The organism is Eleftheria terrae (assembly GCF_030419005.1).
Classification (GTDB): domain Bacteria; phylum Pseudomonadota; class Gammaproteobacteria; order Burkholderiales; family Burkholderiaceae_C; genus Caldimonas; species Caldimonas terrae.
Genome location: NZ_CP106952.1, coordinates 756452 through 773550, shown reverse-complemented (window position 1 = coordinate 773550; position 17099 = coordinate 756452). Strand labels below are relative to the sequence as shown.

General features: G+C 70.1%; 12 protein-coding genes and 1 pseudogene. 3 read left to right on the top strand and 10 right to left on the bottom strand.

Features of this window, described 5'->3' with window-relative positions:
- Window positions 1-13: 13 nt before the first annotated feature.
- From pcp to N7L95_RS26935, 6 genes are all read right to left on the bottom strand, one after another.
- Complete coding sequence (pcp, locus tag N7L95_RS26960; RefSeq protein WP_301260713.1) at window positions 14-652, bottom strand: pyroglutamyl-peptidase I; 639 nt, start codon at window positions 650-652, stop codon at window positions 14-16.
- Between the two features lie 100 nt (window positions 653-752).
- Window positions 753-2483 carry an acetyl/propionyl/methylcrotonyl-CoA carboxylase subunit alpha gene (locus N7L95_RS26955; protein ID WP_301260712.1) on the bottom strand — a complete coding sequence of 577 codons (1731 nt, stop codon included), beginning with the start codon at window positions 2481-2483 and terminating at the stop codon, window positions 753-755.
- Between the two features lie 34 nt (window positions 2484-2517).
- Window positions 2518-4113: a 5-oxoprolinase subunit B/C family protein gene (locus tag N7L95_RS26950; RefSeq protein WP_301260740.1), complete on the bottom strand. Its 1596-nt coding sequence runs from the start codon at window positions 4111-4113 to the stop codon at window positions 2518-2520.
- 26 nt (window positions 4114-4139) lie between these two features.
- The gene (locus tag N7L95_RS26945) at window positions 4140-4907 is read right to left on the bottom strand and encodes a LamB/YcsF family protein (RefSeq protein ID WP_301260711.1); all 768 of its coding nucleotides are present in this window, start codon (window positions 4905-4907) and stop codon (window positions 4140-4142) included.
- Window positions 4908-4961: 54 nt separating this feature from the next.
- Window positions 4962-5918: a DUF979 domain-containing protein gene (locus N7L95_RS26940; protein WP_301260710.1), complete on the bottom strand. Its 957-nt coding sequence runs from the start codon at window positions 5916-5918 to the stop codon at window positions 4962-4964.
- A 1-nt stretch (window position 5919) separates the two neighbouring features.
- On the bottom strand, window positions 5920-6666 hold the full coding sequence (locus tag N7L95_RS26935; RefSeq protein ID WP_301260709.1) for a DUF969 domain-containing protein: 747 nt from the start codon (window positions 6664-6666) through the stop codon (window positions 5920-5922).
- Between the two features lie 194 nt (window positions 6667-6860).
- Between N7L95_RS26935 and N7L95_RS26930 the strand changes: the two genes are divergently transcribed.
- The 3 genes from N7L95_RS26930 to N7L95_RS26920 all read left to right on the top strand — a co-directional run bounded on the left by N7L95_RS26930 (window position 6861) and on the right by N7L95_RS26920 (window position 9857).
- The gene (locus tag N7L95_RS26930; protein WP_301260708.1) at window positions 6861-7547 is read left to right on the top strand and encodes a GntR family transcriptional regulator; all 687 of its coding nucleotides are present in this window, start codon (window positions 6861-6863) and stop codon (window positions 7545-7547) included.
- 354 nt (window positions 7548-7901) lie between these two features.
- On the top strand, window positions 7902-8129 hold the full coding sequence (locus N7L95_RS26925) for a DUF3079 domain-containing protein (RefSeq protein WP_301260707.1): 228 nt from the start codon (window positions 7902-7904) through the stop codon (window positions 8127-8129).
- Window positions 8130-8789: 660 nt separating this feature from the next.
- Window positions 8790-9857: a pectate lyase gene (locus tag N7L95_RS26920; protein WP_301260706.1), complete on the top strand. Its 1068-nt coding sequence runs from the start codon at window positions 8790-8792 to the stop codon at window positions 9855-9857.
- A gap of 606 nt (window positions 9858-10463) precedes the next feature.
- Here the strand turns inward: N7L95_RS26920 and N7L95_RS26915 are convergent.
- The 4 genes and pseudogenes from N7L95_RS26915 to N7L95_RS26905 all read right to left on the bottom strand — a co-directional run bounded on the left by N7L95_RS26915 (window position 10464) and on the right by N7L95_RS26905 (window position 17066).
- Window positions 10464-12134, bottom strand: a complete 1671-nt coding sequence (locus N7L95_RS26915; protein WP_301260705.1) for a carbohydrate-binding protein — start codon at window positions 12132-12134, stop codon at window positions 10464-10466.
- Between the two features lie 379 nt (window positions 12135-12513).
- Window positions 12514-14493: a M66 family metalloprotease gene (locus tag N7L95_RS26910; RefSeq protein WP_301260704.1), complete on the bottom strand. Its 1980-nt coding sequence runs from the start codon at window positions 14491-14493 to the stop codon at window positions 12514-12516.
- 12 nt (window positions 14494-14505) lie between these two features.
- A pseudogene (locus N7L95_RS29660) lies at window positions 14506-14787 on the bottom strand (peptidase inhibitor family I36 protein); the annotation flags it as partial.
- A gap of 779 nt (window positions 14788-15566) precedes the next feature.
- On the bottom strand, window positions 15567-17066 hold the full coding sequence (locus tag N7L95_RS26905; RefSeq protein WP_301260703.1) for a carboxypeptidase M32: 1500 nt from the start codon (window positions 17064-17066) through the stop codon (window positions 15567-15569).
- Between the last annotated feature and the right edge of the window lie 33 nt (window positions 17067-17099).

The following is a 17099-nucleotide window of genomic DNA, read 5'->3' as shown; positions in this document are numbered from 1 at the left end:
CGGCCGGCCCCGCTCAGTTGAGCTGTCCGCCGGTCTCGCGGATCTCGGCGGCCGACAGGCCCAATTCGAGCGCCAGCCGGGTGCCGGCCACCAGCGTCTCCATCGAAAGGCTGGGCGCGCCGGGAAACGCTGCCGCCTGCTGCGGCAGGTAGGGGATGTGCATGAACCCGCTGCGGGCGCCCTGGCCGCGCAGCAGGTGCTGCAAGCCGTAGAAGGTGTGGTTGCAGACGAAGGTGCCGGCCGTCTGGGACACCGAGGCAGGAATGCCGGCGGCACGCAGGCCCGCCACCATGGCCTTGATCGGCAGCGTCGTGAAGTACGCGGCCGGCCCGTCGGCGACCACCGGCACGTCCACCGGCTGGGCGCCTGCATTGTCGGGAATGCGGGCGTCGTCGACATTGATCGCGACCCGCTCGAACGAGAGGTCGCAACGCCCGCCGGCCTGCCCCGTCGCCAGGGTCAGCACGGGCGCCACGTGCTCCAGCGCCTCGGCGAGCCGCTCCAGTGCCGCGCCGAAGCGGCATGGCAGCTGCACCGCCATCACGCGTGCCCCGGCGATCACCTCGCCATTCAAGGCCTGGGCCAGCTCCCAGGAAGGATTCACGCGCTCGCCACCGAAGGGCTCGAAGCCGGTCAAGAGGATGTGCTTCATGCAGAAGGGATCAAAAGGTGGATGAATGCCTGAACGCCGGCGCGGCGCGGCGGGTGCCCGGCGCCGCCCCGCGGGCAGCGCACGCGCGCCGCAGCCGGTGTCACTCGATGCGCCCCAGGGCGGCGCCCGCTGCCAGCTGTGCGCCCGCCTCGGCCTGTCGCGTCAGGCGCCCCGAGCGATGCGCGAGCACCTGCGTCTCCATCTTCATGGCCTCCAGCACGGCGAGCAGCTGCCCCTCGGCGACCAGCGTGCCCTCGTCCACCTTCCAGGCCTGGAGCTGGCCGGCCATGGGTGCCACCACGACGGCTTCATCGACGGCCGCCGCCGGGCCCGACATGCCGGCGGCCGCAGCGCCGGCCGTGTTCGCGAGACCCCGCAGGAGCTCGGCCGGCAAGCCCAGGCTCACGCGGCGGCCATCGATCTCGATGGCCATGCGTTGCAGCGGCTGTGCTGCCAGGGGCTCGGGCCGCACAGCGGCCGCCAGCGTGGGGGCAAAGTCGGTCTCGATCCAGCGGGTGTGGACCTTGAAACCGTCCGGCCCGGCGAAGTCCGGATGCTGCAGCACTTCCCGATGGAAGGGCAGCACCGTCGGCACGCCCTCGATGCGGAACTCGGCCAAGGCGCGGCGCGCGCGTGCCAGCGCCTGCTCGCGCGTTGCCCCGGTGACGATCAGCTTGGCCATCAGCGAATCGAAGGCCGGCGGCACGACCGAGCCCGTCACCACACCGCTGTCGACCCGCACGCCGGGCCCGGACGGCGGCTCGAACAGATCGACCGGGCCGGGTGCCGGCAGGAAACCCCGGCCGACATCCTCGGCGTTGATGCGGAACTCGATGGCATGTCCCCGCGGCGCCGGCGTCTCGCTCAGGGTCAGGGGCAGCCCGTCGGCGATGCGCAGTTGCTCGACGACCAGGTCCAGCCCGCAGGTCTCCTCGGTGACCGGGTGCTCCACCTGCAGCCTGGTGTTGACCTCCAGGAAGGAGATGGCGCCGGACGCGCTGAGCAGGAATTCCACCGTCCCCGCGCCCACATAGCCGGCACGTGCACAGACGTCGCGCGCGGCAGCGTGGATGCGCTCGCGCTGCAGCTCGGTCAGGAAGGGTGCGGGCGCCTCCTCCACCAGCTTCTGGTTGCGCCGCTGCAGCGAGCAGTCGCGCGTGCCCAGCACCACCACCCGCCCGTGCCGGTCGGCCATCACCTGGGCCTCGACATGCCGCGGCCGGTCCAGGAACTGCTCGACGAAGCACTCGCCACGGCCGAAGGCCGCCGTCGCCTCACGCACGGCGGAGGCATACAGCTCGGCCACCTCGTCCATCTTCCAGGCGACCTTGAGCCCGCGGCCGCCGCCGCCGAACGCCGCCTTGATCGCGATCGGCAGCCCGTGCTCGCGGGCGAAGTCCATCACCTCCTCGGCGCAAGACACCGGCCCCGGCGAGCCGGCCACCAGCGGAGCGCCGGCCTCCAGGGCGAGCCGGCGCGCCGAGACTTTGTCGCCCAGCTGTTCGATGGCTTCGGGTGGCGGGCCGATCCAGGTCAGGCCGGCCGCCAGCACGGCCCGTGCGAAAGCCGCGTTCTCCGACAGGAAGCCATAGCCGGGATGCACCGCATCCGCGCCGCTGCGCCGCGCCGCGTCGAGCAGCTTGTCGATCTGCAGATAGGTGTCGGCGGGACGCTGGCCGTCGAGCGCCCAGGCCTCGTCGGCCAGGCGCGCATGGAGGGCATCGATGTCCGGGTCGGCATAGACCGCGACCGACCGGACACCGTAGTCGCGGCAGGCGCGCACGATGCGCACGGCGATCTCGCCGCGGTTGGCAATCAGGACCTTTTTCATGGGCATAGGAGGGGCGTAGACGGAGATCGGAAGATCAGCGGGACAGCACGACCGGCTCGAAGCCGGCCACGACCTTGAAGCGGATGCGTGCGCCAACCGGCATCTGGCCGGCCAGGTCCAGGTGCCAGGGCGCGATGCAGGCAATGACGGGATAGCCGCCGGTCAGCGGGTGATCCGCCAGGAACAGCACCGGCTGGCCGCTGGCAGGCACCTGGATGGCGCCTTGCGAGGTGCCCTCGCTGGGCAGCTCGCCGCTCACCGCGCGCACCAGCGGCCGCTCGCCCTGCACGCGCAGGCCGACGCGGTTGGACTGCGGGGTGACGGTCCACGGCTGCTCGGTGAGAAGTTGCACGGCTTCGGCCGTGAACCAGTCGGTGCGGGGGCCCAGTTGCACGTCGAGCGTGACCACCTCGCCCGGCCGCGGCCAGGCGAGCTGTGGCGGCTCGGCAAGGCCGACCGGCGCGTTGCCCCGGGGGCGCTTCAGGCCGAGCCGCTGGCCCGGCTGCAGCGGCGCGGGACCGACTTCTGCCAGCGAGTCATAGGCCAGGCTGCCAAGCACCGGCACGCCGTGGATGCCACCGCGCAGCGCGATGTAGCTGCGCACGCCCGCGGTGGGTTCGCCGACGCGCAGGCGGTCGCCGTTCGACAGCGCCAGCGGCGCATGCCGCTCGACGGGCCAGCGGCGCCCGTCGGGCGCGGTGAGTGTCAGCGGCCCCTCGGCGCCGCACACCGCGACGACGATCTCGCCCACGCTTTCCAGCTCGAAGCCGCCAAGCGCCAGCTCGATGCCCGCCTCGCCGACCGGATTGCCCACCAGCCGGTTGGCCGCCTTCAGCGAGCCACGATCCATCGCGCCCGAGGCGGCGACCCCCAGCCCGGCCCGGCCCGGCCGGCCCAGGTCCTGCAGCACCGCCTGCAGGCCGGTGTGGCGGATCCCGATGGCGGGGGCGCCAGGCGCGTCGATCGCCGCATCCGCATCCGCTGCCACCTCGACCGCCGGCTGCGGGCCCGCCGGGCGCGGGCCGGCGTCGACGAAGCGCACCCGCTGCCCGGGCTGCAGCAAGGCCGGCGGATCGCGCCGCAGGTCCCACATCGGTGTGAGCGTCTGCCCCAGCAGCTGCCAGCCGCCCGGGCTGGCCTTCGGGTACACGCCGCTGAAGCCGCCGGCCACCGCCACGGCGCCCGGCGGAATGCGGGTGCGCGGCGAGGCGCGCCGGGGCAGCTGGCGCAGCAGCTCGTCGCCACCGGTCAGGTAGGCGAAGCCCGGCGCGAAGCCGGTGAAGGCCACGAACCAGTCGGCGCCGGTATGGCGGCGCACCACCTCCTCGGGCGTGATCTTCAGGAACGCGGCCACCTCGGCCAGGTCCTCGCCGTCGTAGTGGACCGGGATGTCCACGCGCTGGCCGGCCTCGGCATGCCGCAGGTCGAGCGAGCGCCGCGCCAGCTCGGCGGCCAGTGCCTCGCGGCTCAGCACCAGCGGGTCGCGGTCGATCAACAGGGTGCGGGCGCCCGGCACGATCTCGCGGATGCCCTCGATCGGCTCAGCCTGCAGCGATGCCAGCAGCCCCAGCGCCTGCGACAGGTCGTCCAGCTCGACCAGGACGGCGTCACCCGCCGGCAGCAGCCGCATCTGCGGCCGCATCGGCGAGGCGGGCTTCATCGGGCGGCATCCATGAACGGACGGATCGCGATGCCAGCCGCCGCCAGCCGCTCGCGCACCCGCTGTGCCATCGCCACCGCACCGGGGCTGTCGCCGTGCACGCAGATGGAGTCGGCGGTGATGCGCACCACGCTGCCGTCGTTGGCCGTCACCGTGCCTTCGCGGGCCAGCTGCACCATGCGCGCGGCCACGGCCTCGGGGTCGTGCAGCACGGCACCCGGCTGGTCGCGCGGCACCAGGCTGCCGTCGGCGCGGTAGCCGCGATCGGCAAAGGCTTCCTCGATGGTCCGCAGCCCTGCATCGCGGGCCCAGCCCGCCAGTGCCGAGCCGGCCAGCACCACCAGGCCCAGCGCCCGGTCGACCGCCTGCACCGCGGCGATCACGTCACGCGCCTGGCGCTCGTCGCGGGCGATGAAGTTGTAGAGCGCGCCATGCGGCTTGACGTAGCGCACCCGCGTGCCGGCCGCGCTGGCAAGGCCTTGCAGCGCGCCGATCTGGTAGATCACGCTGGCGCGCAGGTCGGCGCTCGACATGTCCATGTTGCGGCGGCCGAAGCCCGCCAGGTCGGGATAGGACACATGCGCGCCCACGCTCACGCCGCGCTCGGCGGCGGCGCGCAGCGTGGCGAGGATGCCGGCCGGGTCGCCCGCATGGAAGCCGCAGGCGACGTTGGCGCTGCTGACCACCGCCAGCATCGCCGCGTCGTCGCCCATGCGCCAGGCGCCGTAGCTTTCGCCGAGGTCGCTGTTGAGGTCGATGTTCATCGCAATCGGGAAGGATGATGAGAGGAAGGGAAGCCAGGGAGCACGGCGGCCGCGTCAGCGGAACATCAGCAGGTTCAGCAGGACCACGTTGACCGCCAGCAGCATCAGCGCCGTCGGCACCTGTGCACGGATGACGGCGTTCTTGTCGGGCAGCTCCAGCAATGCCGCCGGCACGATGTTGAAGTTGGCCGCCATCGGCGTCATCAGCGTACCGCAGTAGCCCGACAGCATGCCGATGGCCGCCATCACCGCCGGATCGCCGTGGTAGACGCCCACCAGCACCGGCACGCCGACCCCGCCGGTCATCACGGGGAACGCCGCGAAGCCATTGCCCATGATGACGGTGAACAGCGCCATGCCGACGACATACACCGTCACCGCGAGGAAGCGCAGGTCCATGTTGATGTAGCTGGTCGTCACGTGCGCCACCGCCTTGCCGACGCCGGCGTCCGAGAACACCAGCCCCAGCATGCCCAGCATCTGCGGCAGCACCAGCGCCCAGCCCAGCGCGTCGATCAGCCGGCGCGCCTCGCGCACGCCCTGCGCGGGGGTCTCGCGCGTCAGCCAGCAGGCCAGCCCCAGCGAGACGACACAGGCCAGGCCCAGGCTCACCAGCGTCGCGTTCTTCGGATCGATGAGCGGCGTGCCACCCACCAACAGGTGCTTGGCCGACAGGGTGCCCACCATCGTCAGCAGCGGGATCGCCAGCGCCGGCACGAACAGCCGATGGCCCAGGCGCCTGGCGCTGGCAGCGCATTCCGCCGCGGACGGGAGGCTGGGCCGGCCCGCCCCGACGCCCTTGAAGCCGACGATCAGGGCCATCAGGATGACGCCCGCGCCCACCCACTCGGGCGGCAACAGGTGGCCCGCCAGGAACATGGCCGCGTACAGCCCCCAGAAGAAGCCGGTGGTGAAGCGCTTGGGGTGCTGGCGGTCGAGCAGCGTCATCAGCGCGATCAGCGCCAGCAGCACCCCGGCGAGGTTGAACAGCAGATCCAGCGAGATGGTCATCTCAGGCCTCCTTGGCGTGGTGGCTCACCGCCGCCGCGGTCGCGCTGTCCTCGGGCCGGAGCCCCTCCAGCTCGCGCTTGAGCGCCGCATCCAGCCGGCGCAGCCGCCAGGCGTGGATGGCGAAGGCCGCCACACCGGTCGGGATGCCCCACAAGGCCACCCGCATCGGCTCGACGTCGATGCCGGCCTCGTGCAGGAAGGTGGTCATGAGCACCACCGCTCCGAAGGCGACGAAGATGTCCTCGCCGAAGAACAGGCCGACGTTGTCTGTGGCTGCGGCATACGCGCGCAGCTTGTGGCGGATGCGCTCCGGCAGGCGCCCGTGCCGGGCCTCGGTCGCGCCCTCCGCCATCGGTGCGAGCAGCGGACGCACCATCTGGGGATGCCCGCCCAGGCTGGTCAACCCCACGGCGGCGGACAACTGCCGGGCCGCCAGGTAGACCAGCAGCAGCCGCCCGGCGGTGGCGGACTTGAACCGCGCGATCCAGTCTTGCGCATGCTGGCGCAGCCCATGACGCTCCAGCAGCCCGATCACCGCCAGCGGCAGCAGCAGGATCAGCGGCAGGTTCCGCGTCTTGACGAAGCCGGTGCCGATGGTGGCCAGCACCTTCTGCAGGGGAAAGCCCGCCGCCAGCGCGGTGGCGACCGCGGTCACCGCCACCACCAGCATCGGATTGAAGCGCAGCACAAAGCCCAGGATGATCACCGCAACCCCGATCAGGGGCCACAAGGAGGGAGTGGATGTCATGGCGTTCGAAGCTCCTGACCGGTTGGATTGAAGGGCAACATCAGACGATTGTTGAACAATTCATATTGTGTTGCCCATTCATCTGCTTGGCGTCCTGGTACAAACCCGCAAGCTTGCCTGCCCAGGCTGCACGCCGCTCTGCGCCACAATGCGCTGCTCGATTCCGCGACCTTCGCCCCTGTCCGATGCCTGCCATGACCGCTCCCGTGACGCCGCCGCCGGCCGTGACCCTGACCGACCGCGTCGCCGAGGAGTTGCGGCAGAAGGTCACCGCCGGCGAATTCGCGCCCGGGCAGCGCTTGTCCGAGCAGGCGCTGGCGGATCAGCTGGGCATCTCGCGCAACACCTTGCGCGAGGTGTTCCGCGTGCTGACCAAGGACGGCCTGTTGCGCCATGAGCCCAACCGCGGCGTGTTCGTGGCGGTGCCCAGCATCGCGGCCATCATCGACATCTACCGGGTGCGCCGGTTGATCGAATGCCAGGCACTGGCGCAGGCCTACCCGCGCCATCCGGCCAAGAAGCACATGCGACAGGCGGTCGAGCAGGCGCTCAAGGCCCGCGAGTCCGGCGACTGGCTGGCCGTGGGCACGGCCAACATGGCTTTTCACATGGGGGTCGTCGAGCTGGCCGACAGCGAGCGGCTGAACCAGTTGTTCGCCCAGGTGCTGGCCGAGCTCCGGCTGGCTTTCGGCCTGCTGCGCGACCCCGAGTTCCTGCACGCGCCCTACGTCGACATGAACCGCGACATCCTGGAGCTGGCTGAAGCCGGGGAATTCGGCAAGGCCGCCGCCAAGCTCAACGACTATCTCGTGCACTCCGAACGCATCGTGCTGGCCGTGTACGCCCGCAAGCTCGACGAAGGCGACTGGGCCAGCAGCTGAGGCCTCGCCGAGGCATGGCGCCGCCCGTCACTGCGGGCTGCTGGCCGTGGCCTGCCTCGGCCGGCCCGTGCCTCCTTCACGGTCCCGCCCGCGGACGCGCCACCGACCTTGAGCAAGATCAGAGGCGGCGCGCTTTGGCAGGGCGCCTCCTGCGGCGATTCCTATACTGAAGCTGCTGCCCGTCACGGCAGCAGGCCACGCAGGCGCAGGCGCGCCAACGACCTGAAGAAGTGAAGCGTCCAGCTCGGCCGCGGGCCTTGGGCAGAGGTGCCGACGCCTGCCGGCACGGCGGTTTCCAGCGGCCTCGTCATGGTGCTTCCTCGTCTGGCGGGGATCGGCCGCAAGGAGTTGGTGATGGCGAAGAAGTTTCCGATCCACCCCGTTCACCCCGAGCGCATCTGCTGGGGCTGTGACAAGTACTGCGCAGCCGACTCGCTCATGTGCGGCAACGGCACCGTCCGGTCGATGCACCCGGTCGAGATGTTCGGCGAGGACTGGATGGAGTGGGGCAGCGACCCCGACCGCAGCGATACGCCGGCCACCGGTGTCACCGATCCGGCGCGGGCGGCAGAGGTGGGATGACGACCAGGGCGGGCCGCCTCCCCCGGCGGAGTTGCCGAGGCAGCGAGCGATAGGCCCTGCCGGTGCGGCCAACAGATGCCCGCACCGGCCCGCGGCGCCTGTGCCGGCGCAGGCCTTCGGCTCGTGGCCGGATCTGCCCGCCGCCGTGGCTCGAGCGGCGAGCGCAGGACATCGAACTGCACGGCAGGCTAGACACTGTCACCCAGCCCGGGGACACGCCGAGGATCGGCCGTCGGCCCAATGGTCCGCAGTGGCACGCGCCAGGCGCCTCCTTCGGCCAGCATGAAGCACTGCCGCCAGCACGACAGTACGGACAAGGCGCGCCCCGCGGCCCTCCAGCGCCGCCTGCAGCCCCTGGTGGGACGGCACCCGGCGCATGTGCGCCCCGAACCGGGGAGCTTGCACGGCGGCAGCCGCCGAAGCGGGCGGGCATGAGGCACAGCCACCGGCCAGCCTGCGTACGGCAGCCATCGCGCCACATCCATCGAAGCCGGCAAGCCACGGGCGGCCGACTGCGCCCGCCTGGGCAACAGGCTGCCGCCACAATTTCGGCCTTAAGTTTCTTATTAATTGAAACGTCGTATCAGGGAAATGCCTGTGTTCGCCGAGCGCCGTCCAGAGTCGAATGGCTACCTCCCAGGAGACAGAAAGGACGACGCGATGACGTACAGACACTTCGCTCTTGCATTCGGGGCCATGGCCCTGGCCACAGCAGCGCTTGCCGCCAACCGGCCAGCCGGCTACACCACCCTCTGTTCCGAGAACAAGACCTGCTCGGTGCCCGCCAATACCAATGTGGCGTTCGGCCGGGCCGACCGGTTCGTCTACAAGGTGTTGACGGGCAGCTTCGTCTGCTCGGAGGCCACCTTCGGCGGCCGCACCTCGGGGGGTGTCAACGAATGCTCGGCGCCGTCCGATGTGGCGCCCAACCCGAACCCCAATCCCAACCCGAATCCCACGCCGCCGAACGGTGACCTCGGCCACTACCCCGGCTGCGCCATGCCGACGCCGGTCGAGACGGTGCAACTCGGCGCCACCCGCGTCGTCGCGCCTGGCGAGGTGTTCGATGGGGGCAACCGGCGCTACAACCTCTCCGGCGGCAGCCAGAGCGAAGGTCAGCCGCCGGTGTTCGACGTGCAGGAAGGCGGGACGGTCCGCAACGTGATCATCGGACCGCTGGCCGCCGACGGCATCCATTGCCAAGGCAATTGCACCCTCGACCACGTCTGGTGGGAGGACATCGGCGAGGACGCGGCCACCGCCAAGGGGCCTGCCGGCACGGTGATGAACATCACCTGCGGCGCGGCCTACAAGGGCTCGGACAAGACCTTCCAGTTCAACGGACGGGGCGAGCTGCGCATCAGCAACTTCTATGTGGCCAAGGCGGGCAAGCTGGTGCGGTCCTGCGGCGACTGCACCGGCAACGGAGGACCACGGACGATCGTCGTCAACAACGTGATCACGCGGGACGTCTCCACCATCGTCGGCATCAACACCAACTTCGGGGACGTGGCCATCATCCGCAACCTGACCCTCAACAACAGCGGCACCAGCAAGACCAAGATCTGCCAGGTCTACAAGGGCGTGGTGAAGGGCCAGGGCAGCGCCAGTGCGCTGGGCGTCGAGTTCAATACACCGAACTGCCAGGTGAGCCCCGGCGACGTGACGCTGCTGCCGCCCAGCCAGATGAACACGAGCGCTTGCGCCGGGTCGTGCCCCACGGAGTGACGGGGCGACGGGGCACGAAGTCCCCCGTCCCCGCCCGCACGCAGGCGCCGCGTTGTGCAGGTGCTTTCGGCATGGTGGCGAGGCCGCTGCCCGGGAGGGGCCCACACGAAAGGCGCCCAGCCGTCGAATGGGTGCCGGAGCACTGCTCGCGCCGGCCACTGCCGCCCCGCTGTATCGCGAAGGGGTCTATCGCGGAGTTCTGATGCGTGGCGAAGCCCGCCGCGGGCGCACGACGACGGGCAACTGGCGCCTCCTCCGGGGGCAGCCACCCGCGCACGGCGGGGGCTTCGCTCGCGCTGGATGGAGCCGGTTGGCAGGCGGGCGCCGTGTCGGGGAGGGCCGGGCTTGCGGCCGACGCGCGGCAGGCAGCGGCTGACCACCGCCGCGAAGGGCCAGGCCCTGCAACGCCGGTCCGGGCCGCTCGGCCTCGGTGAGCAGGGACTGCGCAGCAACACGGCACGCAGGCCAAAGCCCCTGGTCGATGAATCGGAGCGGACCGCCGCTTCACCGCCCACGGCGCGGCAGCCAGCCTGACCGGGCCAGGCCGAGGACAGAAAGCTGCAGCTGCGAGCGGCGTGGACAGCCGCTCGCAGCCACACACCACGGTCACAGCTTGGTGAAGCGAATCCAGTTCAGGTTCCAGCCGCTTGCGGGCGCGTAGATGCCGACGTTGTACGTCCCGGCGTTGATGCTCACCGTGTGCGAGACCGTGGTCCAGTTCTGCCAGCCGCCAGTGGCGGGGATACCGACCTGCCCCAGCTGGACACCGCCACCGTTCAAGTCCAGCGACAGCATGGCGCCGCCGGGACTGGCCACCCGGTACTCGACGCGGTAGCTGCCGCTGCTCGGGAAGGTGAGGTTGCCGTAGACCATCCAGTCACCGGCATCGATCCAGCCGACATTGCGGCCACCTTCCTGGCAGGCTTCCGTCTGCACGCCGGCCTGGTTGTTGAAGTTCTCGGCCTCGACCTGCAGTTGCCAGGCCGACGAGACCCGGGAGACGACAAGCGACGAGGTCAGGTCGTTGATGGCATCGTCCACCAGGCAGCCGGCGCTGCCGGTCTTCACGACTTGACGACCCGTGAAGTTGTCGCCCTCGTAGAGCGTGACCTGGTAGCCGGGGTTGACCTTGAGCGACGACAGGTCGTCGTTGCGCACGCCGAGCGCCTGCAACTGGGCGGCGCTGTAGCGCCCCTCCTTCAGATCGACGGCATAGCCGCCGTAGTTGCAATGCTGGTACACCGTGGCGACGCCCGTCGGCTGCGGGTTGCCGATCTCTGAATGGATGGCCGCCAGCAGGCTGTTGGCGCCGGTGGCATCCTGGGAAAGCTCCCAGATCATCACCCCCGAGCCCTCTTGCATGGCCAGGCGGGTCTTGGCCTTGATCGTCGGGATGCCGTTGTAGGTGATGTAGGCACAGTTCGCGCACAGTGTGCCGATCAAGTCGTTCTGCGCCGCGCCGGCGCCGAACTGGTTGATGATGTCGGCAAACCCATAAGAGGCGGCATAGCCGTTGAAGCCGTAGCCGTAGAAGGGCACGCCCAGCACGAGCTTGTCCTTGGTCAGCCCGCGCGCCCGCCAGGTGGCGATGTTGCTCTGGGCGAGTGAATACGGCGAATGCTCGGTACCCACCGTGCCCCACCCGGGCCCGACCGCGTCATAGGACATGATGTTGACGAAGTCGAACCACGGCAAGGACGAGGTCGGGACCATGCCGCCCTCATAGGTGGCCGTCGCGGCGGTGATCAGCTTGCCCGGCAGCGCGCTGCGCAGGCTCTGGATGAAGGGGGTGTAGTTGCCTGCCGCATCAATGGACGTGAGCAGCGCCCCTTCCAGGTCGACGTCCACGCCGTCGAGTCCGAACGTGTTGACGAACTGCACCAGGCCGTTCACCAGGTTCGCGCGGTTGCCGGGTTGCAGGAGGCTTTGCCAGTCGCCGGAGCATCCGGGAATCACGCCTCCGGCCAGGGAGACCAGCACCTTGACGCCGGCAGCATGTGCCTTCTGGACGACATAGCTGATGTCGGCGCCGGTCGCGCCTTCCATGCAAGTCGGATTGCCGCCGCTCAGGAAGCTGCCGCTCTGTGTCGGGTTGGCGAAGGCGATGTTCAGGTGCGTGAGCTTGCCAAGGTCGGTCCGGTCGGCCACGGCACGCAGGCCCTTGTATGACGGGATGTAGCCGATGACCTTGCCCTGGGCGAGGGCGTCCTGCGCAAGGCCGCAGAGGGCGAGCGCGGCAACCAGGACATGGCGGGTGAAAGCGGTGGGGACAGTCAAGGCGTGCTCCTTCAAGGCGAATCGTGCTGCAACGCCCGATTCTCGAAGCGACTCATGGAATCGATTCCATGGCTTTCCCTGATTTGCTCATGCTCGATTTGAATCGGGTGCAACAGGCTGTTGCGCCCTGTGCCGGCAGGCGCGCTCAACGGTGCCCACCGCGGTCGCCGTCCAGGCGCGGTGGCGGCCGCACCGGGCGGGCTGCGCTCCTGCAGCCGCGGGCACCTGTCCCGCCGTTGCTTGCCGGTCGATGGCGCAAGGGCTGCCGCGGCAGAGCCGGCGCCGCGCCCGGAACGGCGGCCGCGACGCAACGGAAGACGTCGCAGCCGCGGGCTGCAGGCGCACAGGATCTTCTGACGCGACTCCGATGGCCCGGCTGTCAGCGGGACGGCAGCTTGACCGTCGCACCCGGCTTGCACACCGAGCGGTCGAAGCGGGTCGTTCCCGGCGCGCCGCTGCCTCCGGTGGCGCCGTCGGCCGGCGTCCATTCGTTGACCAGCGGCAGCCGCCCGCCGAAGTCGCTCGTGCTCAGTGCCGTGAAGCGGGTTTGCCACTGGGAGCCGTGAGGCGTGTGGAACAGCTGAAGCCGGCTCAGGCCGCCGTGCCCGGCCGGCAGGTTCACTGCATAGCTCGCGAAGTTGTCGGCGCTGGTCGGGTCCTGGGCGCCCTGCTTGTAGCCCGACGTGTCGTTGGCCGTGTTCCAGCCGCGGTAGCCGATCGGCAACAGGACACGCACCACCTTGCCGTCGGCATAGGTGGCGACCAGGGTGTAGTCGCAGCCGTTCGAGAGGCAGTAGTAGCCGCTCCAGCCTCCCGGCTTGTCGCTCAGGATGGTGTCAAGATCACCCTGCACCGTGGGGTCGATGTGCCGGGGCAGATGGCCGGACCACGGGGGTGTCACGGTCATCGTGCTTGCGGTCGGCGCAACATTGAAGTGCGACACCGTGCCGATCACCGTCTGCACCTGCTGCCCGGTCTTCAGCACATCCGTCCCGACGCGGGCGCGATCGCTGTCCGACATGGCCTCGAAGCCGCCCGTGCTTCGATTCCACCGCTTGTAGCCGCCGTCGTAGCTGGAGTCGGGGAACAGCTTGTCGAGGAAGCCCTCCTGCAGGACGGCCGCCTCGTAGTCGGAGAACGCGGACCAGCGGTAGAGCGCGGCATTGCGATCGTCGTCGCCGCCGGACATCGGCGTGCGTTGATAGCAGACACCATCGACCGTGCGGTGGTCGCAAGGCTGGCCGCTGAACTCGCGGGTGGTCAGCAGCTGGTGCCTGACGCTGTCGTAGCCCCAGCTGGAGCCGCTCTTGGTGCCCATGGGATAAGGGAAGTCGCCCAGGTCGGCCGCATGATCTGCGTGCGGCAAGCCATAGGCATGGCCCATCTCGTGGTTGAAGATGGCCGAGTAGATGGTGGCGGGGCGGTAGTCGCCGCCTGATGCCGCCACGCCCCCACCCACGCTGGCCAGGCCACCGCCTGTCGATGCAGCCACCTGCTTGCCGCCGTCCACCGTCTGCACGAAGCCGTAGTAGCCGGCGGCGAACGCGCCGTCGCGGTTGGCGGTCCAACCGCGCAGATCGTGGAGTAGACGCAGCATGCGTGCGTTGGTGTCGCCCTCGATGGCGCGGTAGTCGGACCACGAGGCGACCGTCATCGCCGGGTAGCAGAACTTGTCGTCGTTGCGGCCGGGAACGGCGAGCTTGTCAAGCGTGACAGCCGCAGTGATCCCGGTCTCGAGCTTCGCGATGGGCAGCTTCTCGCGGTACTCCCGGTCGAGCGAATAGCCGTCAGTGGCGGTCTTCTCCAGCGGGAAGTCGACCACCGAGTTGTCATGCCGGGCGCCGAACAGGTACATCGGCACGGTGTACTGCCGCAGTGTGGTTGCCGGCGTCACGTTCAACGCAATCCGCCGCGGCGAGGAGAAATCCTCCTGCCCGATTTCCAGCGTCGCGCCGGGCTGCACCCACTCGGGCGGCAGCAGCGCGCTGTACTTGGCTCTTGAGTAAGGCTCGGCGCCACCGTCACTGGCTGGCAGCTGCTCAGGCGGATTCATCGCCAGCGGGCCGAGCGTGCGGCCATCGGCCAGCTGCGCGCGTACCACGAGCGCGGTAACGGCGGCCGAGGGTTGCACCATCAGGAGTGCCGCGCGGTCAGCGGTCAGCATCAGGCGGCGGGACCGGTTGTTCTTGGCGTCGTTCGGCGACTGCAGCGTGCGCCCCTCCGGGCCGATGACGTGCGTCTGGGCGAGTTCGACGCTCGACAACTCGGGGGTCTGCGGCCGCCCCAAGAGCTTCAACGACGACGCAAGGTCGTTGAAGCCGGCAGTGGCGAGGTTGGCCGCATCTCCGTCAAGCGTCAACGAGCGGCCATCAAGGCCTGCATGGTCGAACAACTGCACCCTGTAGCCAGGTTTCAGCCTGACGGAGGAAATGCGGTCATTCCACTCGGCCCCGATCCAGCTCGAATCGCCGTCGAAGCAGGCGCGTGCCCCTTGAAAGTTCACATCTTCATAGAGGCAGACGGCGCCGTCCTGCGCCGGGGCGGACGCCAGCGGTGGCGGGCTCGGTGGCTCGGCGGCGGGGGCCTCGCCCGCTGCCTGGTTGCCGCCTCCGCACGCCGCTAGAAGCAGGGCGACGGACACCACGGGGAACATGAGCGCAAGGGGACGATGCAAGGAGGCGGAGGTCGGGGGCACGGGAGGGCCTTCCTGAAAAGCGGGTGATGCAAACCTTCTGAGGACTGAAAACGTTTGCAAATCTGGGGCCAACTCTGGCTAGCGTGGGCGGCAAGTCCCCTGAGTGCCTGCGCACTTCGGCTGTGGCGCCCGGCCGGGACAAGCGAAATGGGCGCTTTAGCCTTTGCAAGTCCGGCCGCCAGGAAACACCGCGCGACCGCTCGCTGCGGTCGCGGTTCCGACCGTTTCCGTATTGCAATGAAGTGACGGAAATTCTTCGCCGCAACGGCCCAAACCGGGCGATGCGACCCAACTGCTTGAAACGACAGTATCTAAATGCTTCTGCTGATGCGGTGCAGCGGGCTTGAGCCCTGGGCCGCGTCCCGTGCTTCGCGAGGAAGGCACCTGCGCCGGCAGCTGTTGCAGCGGCGAAGCCGCTTGCCCGGGGGACAGCTTCCTGATAGAGGGAGGCGGCCCGCAGCCCGCGGCCCGCAGCCCGCAGCCCCCAGCCCGCAGCCCCCAGCCCGTAGCCCCCACCCGTAGCCCCCAGCCCCCAGCCCGTAGCCCGTAGCCCGCACAGGGTGTCGCCGGGGCAGGAGCCGCTCGCCAACGGCGATCGTCCGCCTTGCTGGCGAGTCGACCTCGGACCACCGCGTTGCCTGCGTCTTCCACGGCGCAGTGCCAACCGCCCCGCTTCTTCTCCTGCACCGCCAGACGGCGCTCGGCCGCTGGGCGATGGAGGGTGTCGTCAGCCGCTCTCAGCCACCCAGGTAGCGGCTTTCCAGGTGCGCCCGGAAATGCGCCGGGTTGAGCGGCTCGCCGCTGGCCCGCACGGCCAGCTCGTCGGTGGTCCAGCGGCTGCCCTGCAGCCAGACGTTCCCGCGCAGCCAGTCGAGCACCGGTGCCAGGTCGCCGGCGGCGATACGGCGGTCCAGGTCGGGCGTGGCGCGCCGCAGCGTGGCGAACCACTGCGCCGCATACATCGCGCCCAGGGTGTAGCAGGGGAAGTAGCCGAACAGGCCCTCGCTCCAGTGCACGTCCTGCAGGCAGCCGTCACGGTAGTTGCCGCGGGTGTCGATGCCCAGGAGCGCGGCCATGCCGCGGTCCCACAGGGCGGGGATGTCCTCCGCCTCGGCTTCGCCCTCGATCAGCGCCCGCTCGATCTCGAAACGCAGGATCACGTGGGCCGGGTAGGTCACCTCGTCGGCATCGACGCGGATGTAGCCCGGCGCGACCCGGGTCAGCAGGCGGTGCAGCGGCTCGGGCTCGAAGGCCGGCTGTGCGCCGAGGTGGCGCACCACCAGCGGCGCCAGCAGTTCGACGAAGGGCCGGCTGCGGCCCAGCTGCATCTCGAAGGACAGGCTCTGGCTTTCGTGCACCGCCATCGAACGGGCACGGGCCACCGGCTGGCCCAGCAGCTCGCGCGGCAGGTTCTGCTCGTAGCGGGCGTGGCCCGTCTCGTGGATGGTGCCCATCAGGCTCTGCACGAAGTTGTCCTCGCGGTAGCGGGTGGTCAGCCGCACGTCCTCGGGCACGCCGCCGGAGAAGGGATGGGTGCTTTCGTCGAGCCGGCCGGCCTCGAAGTCGAAGTCCAGCAAGCGCATCACGTCCAGGCTGAGGGCGCGTTGCGCCGCGATCGGGAACGGGCCCTTCGGCTCGCTCACCGGCCGGGTGGCCTGGGCCGCCACCACCCGCTGGACCAGGTCCGGCAACCAGCCCTTGAGGTCGGCGAACAGGCGCTCCACGGTGGCGCCGCGCATGCCGGGCTCGAAACGGTCGAGCAAGGCGTCATAGCGGCCCAGGCCGCCCGCCTCGGACAGGCGTTGCGCTTCCTCGCGGGCCAGCCGCAGCACCGGGCGGAAGTTCTCCAGGAAGCCGGCCCAGTCGTTGGCTGGCCGCTGGCGCCGCCAGGCATGCTCGCAGCGCGAGGCAGCCAGCGACTTGGCTTCGACCAGCTCGTCCGGCAAGGCCGTGGCCTGCAGCCAGTCACGCCGGATCTCGCGCAGGTTGGCGCGTTGCGGCTCATCCAGCGCTTCCTGCTCGGCCCGGGCGATCTGCTCTTTCATGTCGGGATCGGTGCGCAGCCGGTGCAGCAGCGTCGCCATCTCGGCCAGCGCGGCGGCGCGCGCCTCGCTGCCCTTGGGCGGCATGTGGCTGGCCTGGTCCCACCAGGCAATGGATTGCAGGTGCTCCAGCCGGTGCAGCCGCATGTGCAGGCGGGCAAGGGTGTCGTAGGCCGGGGTGGCAGAGAGGGTCATCGTGCAACTCCTGTACAGGCGACCCGCGGTGCC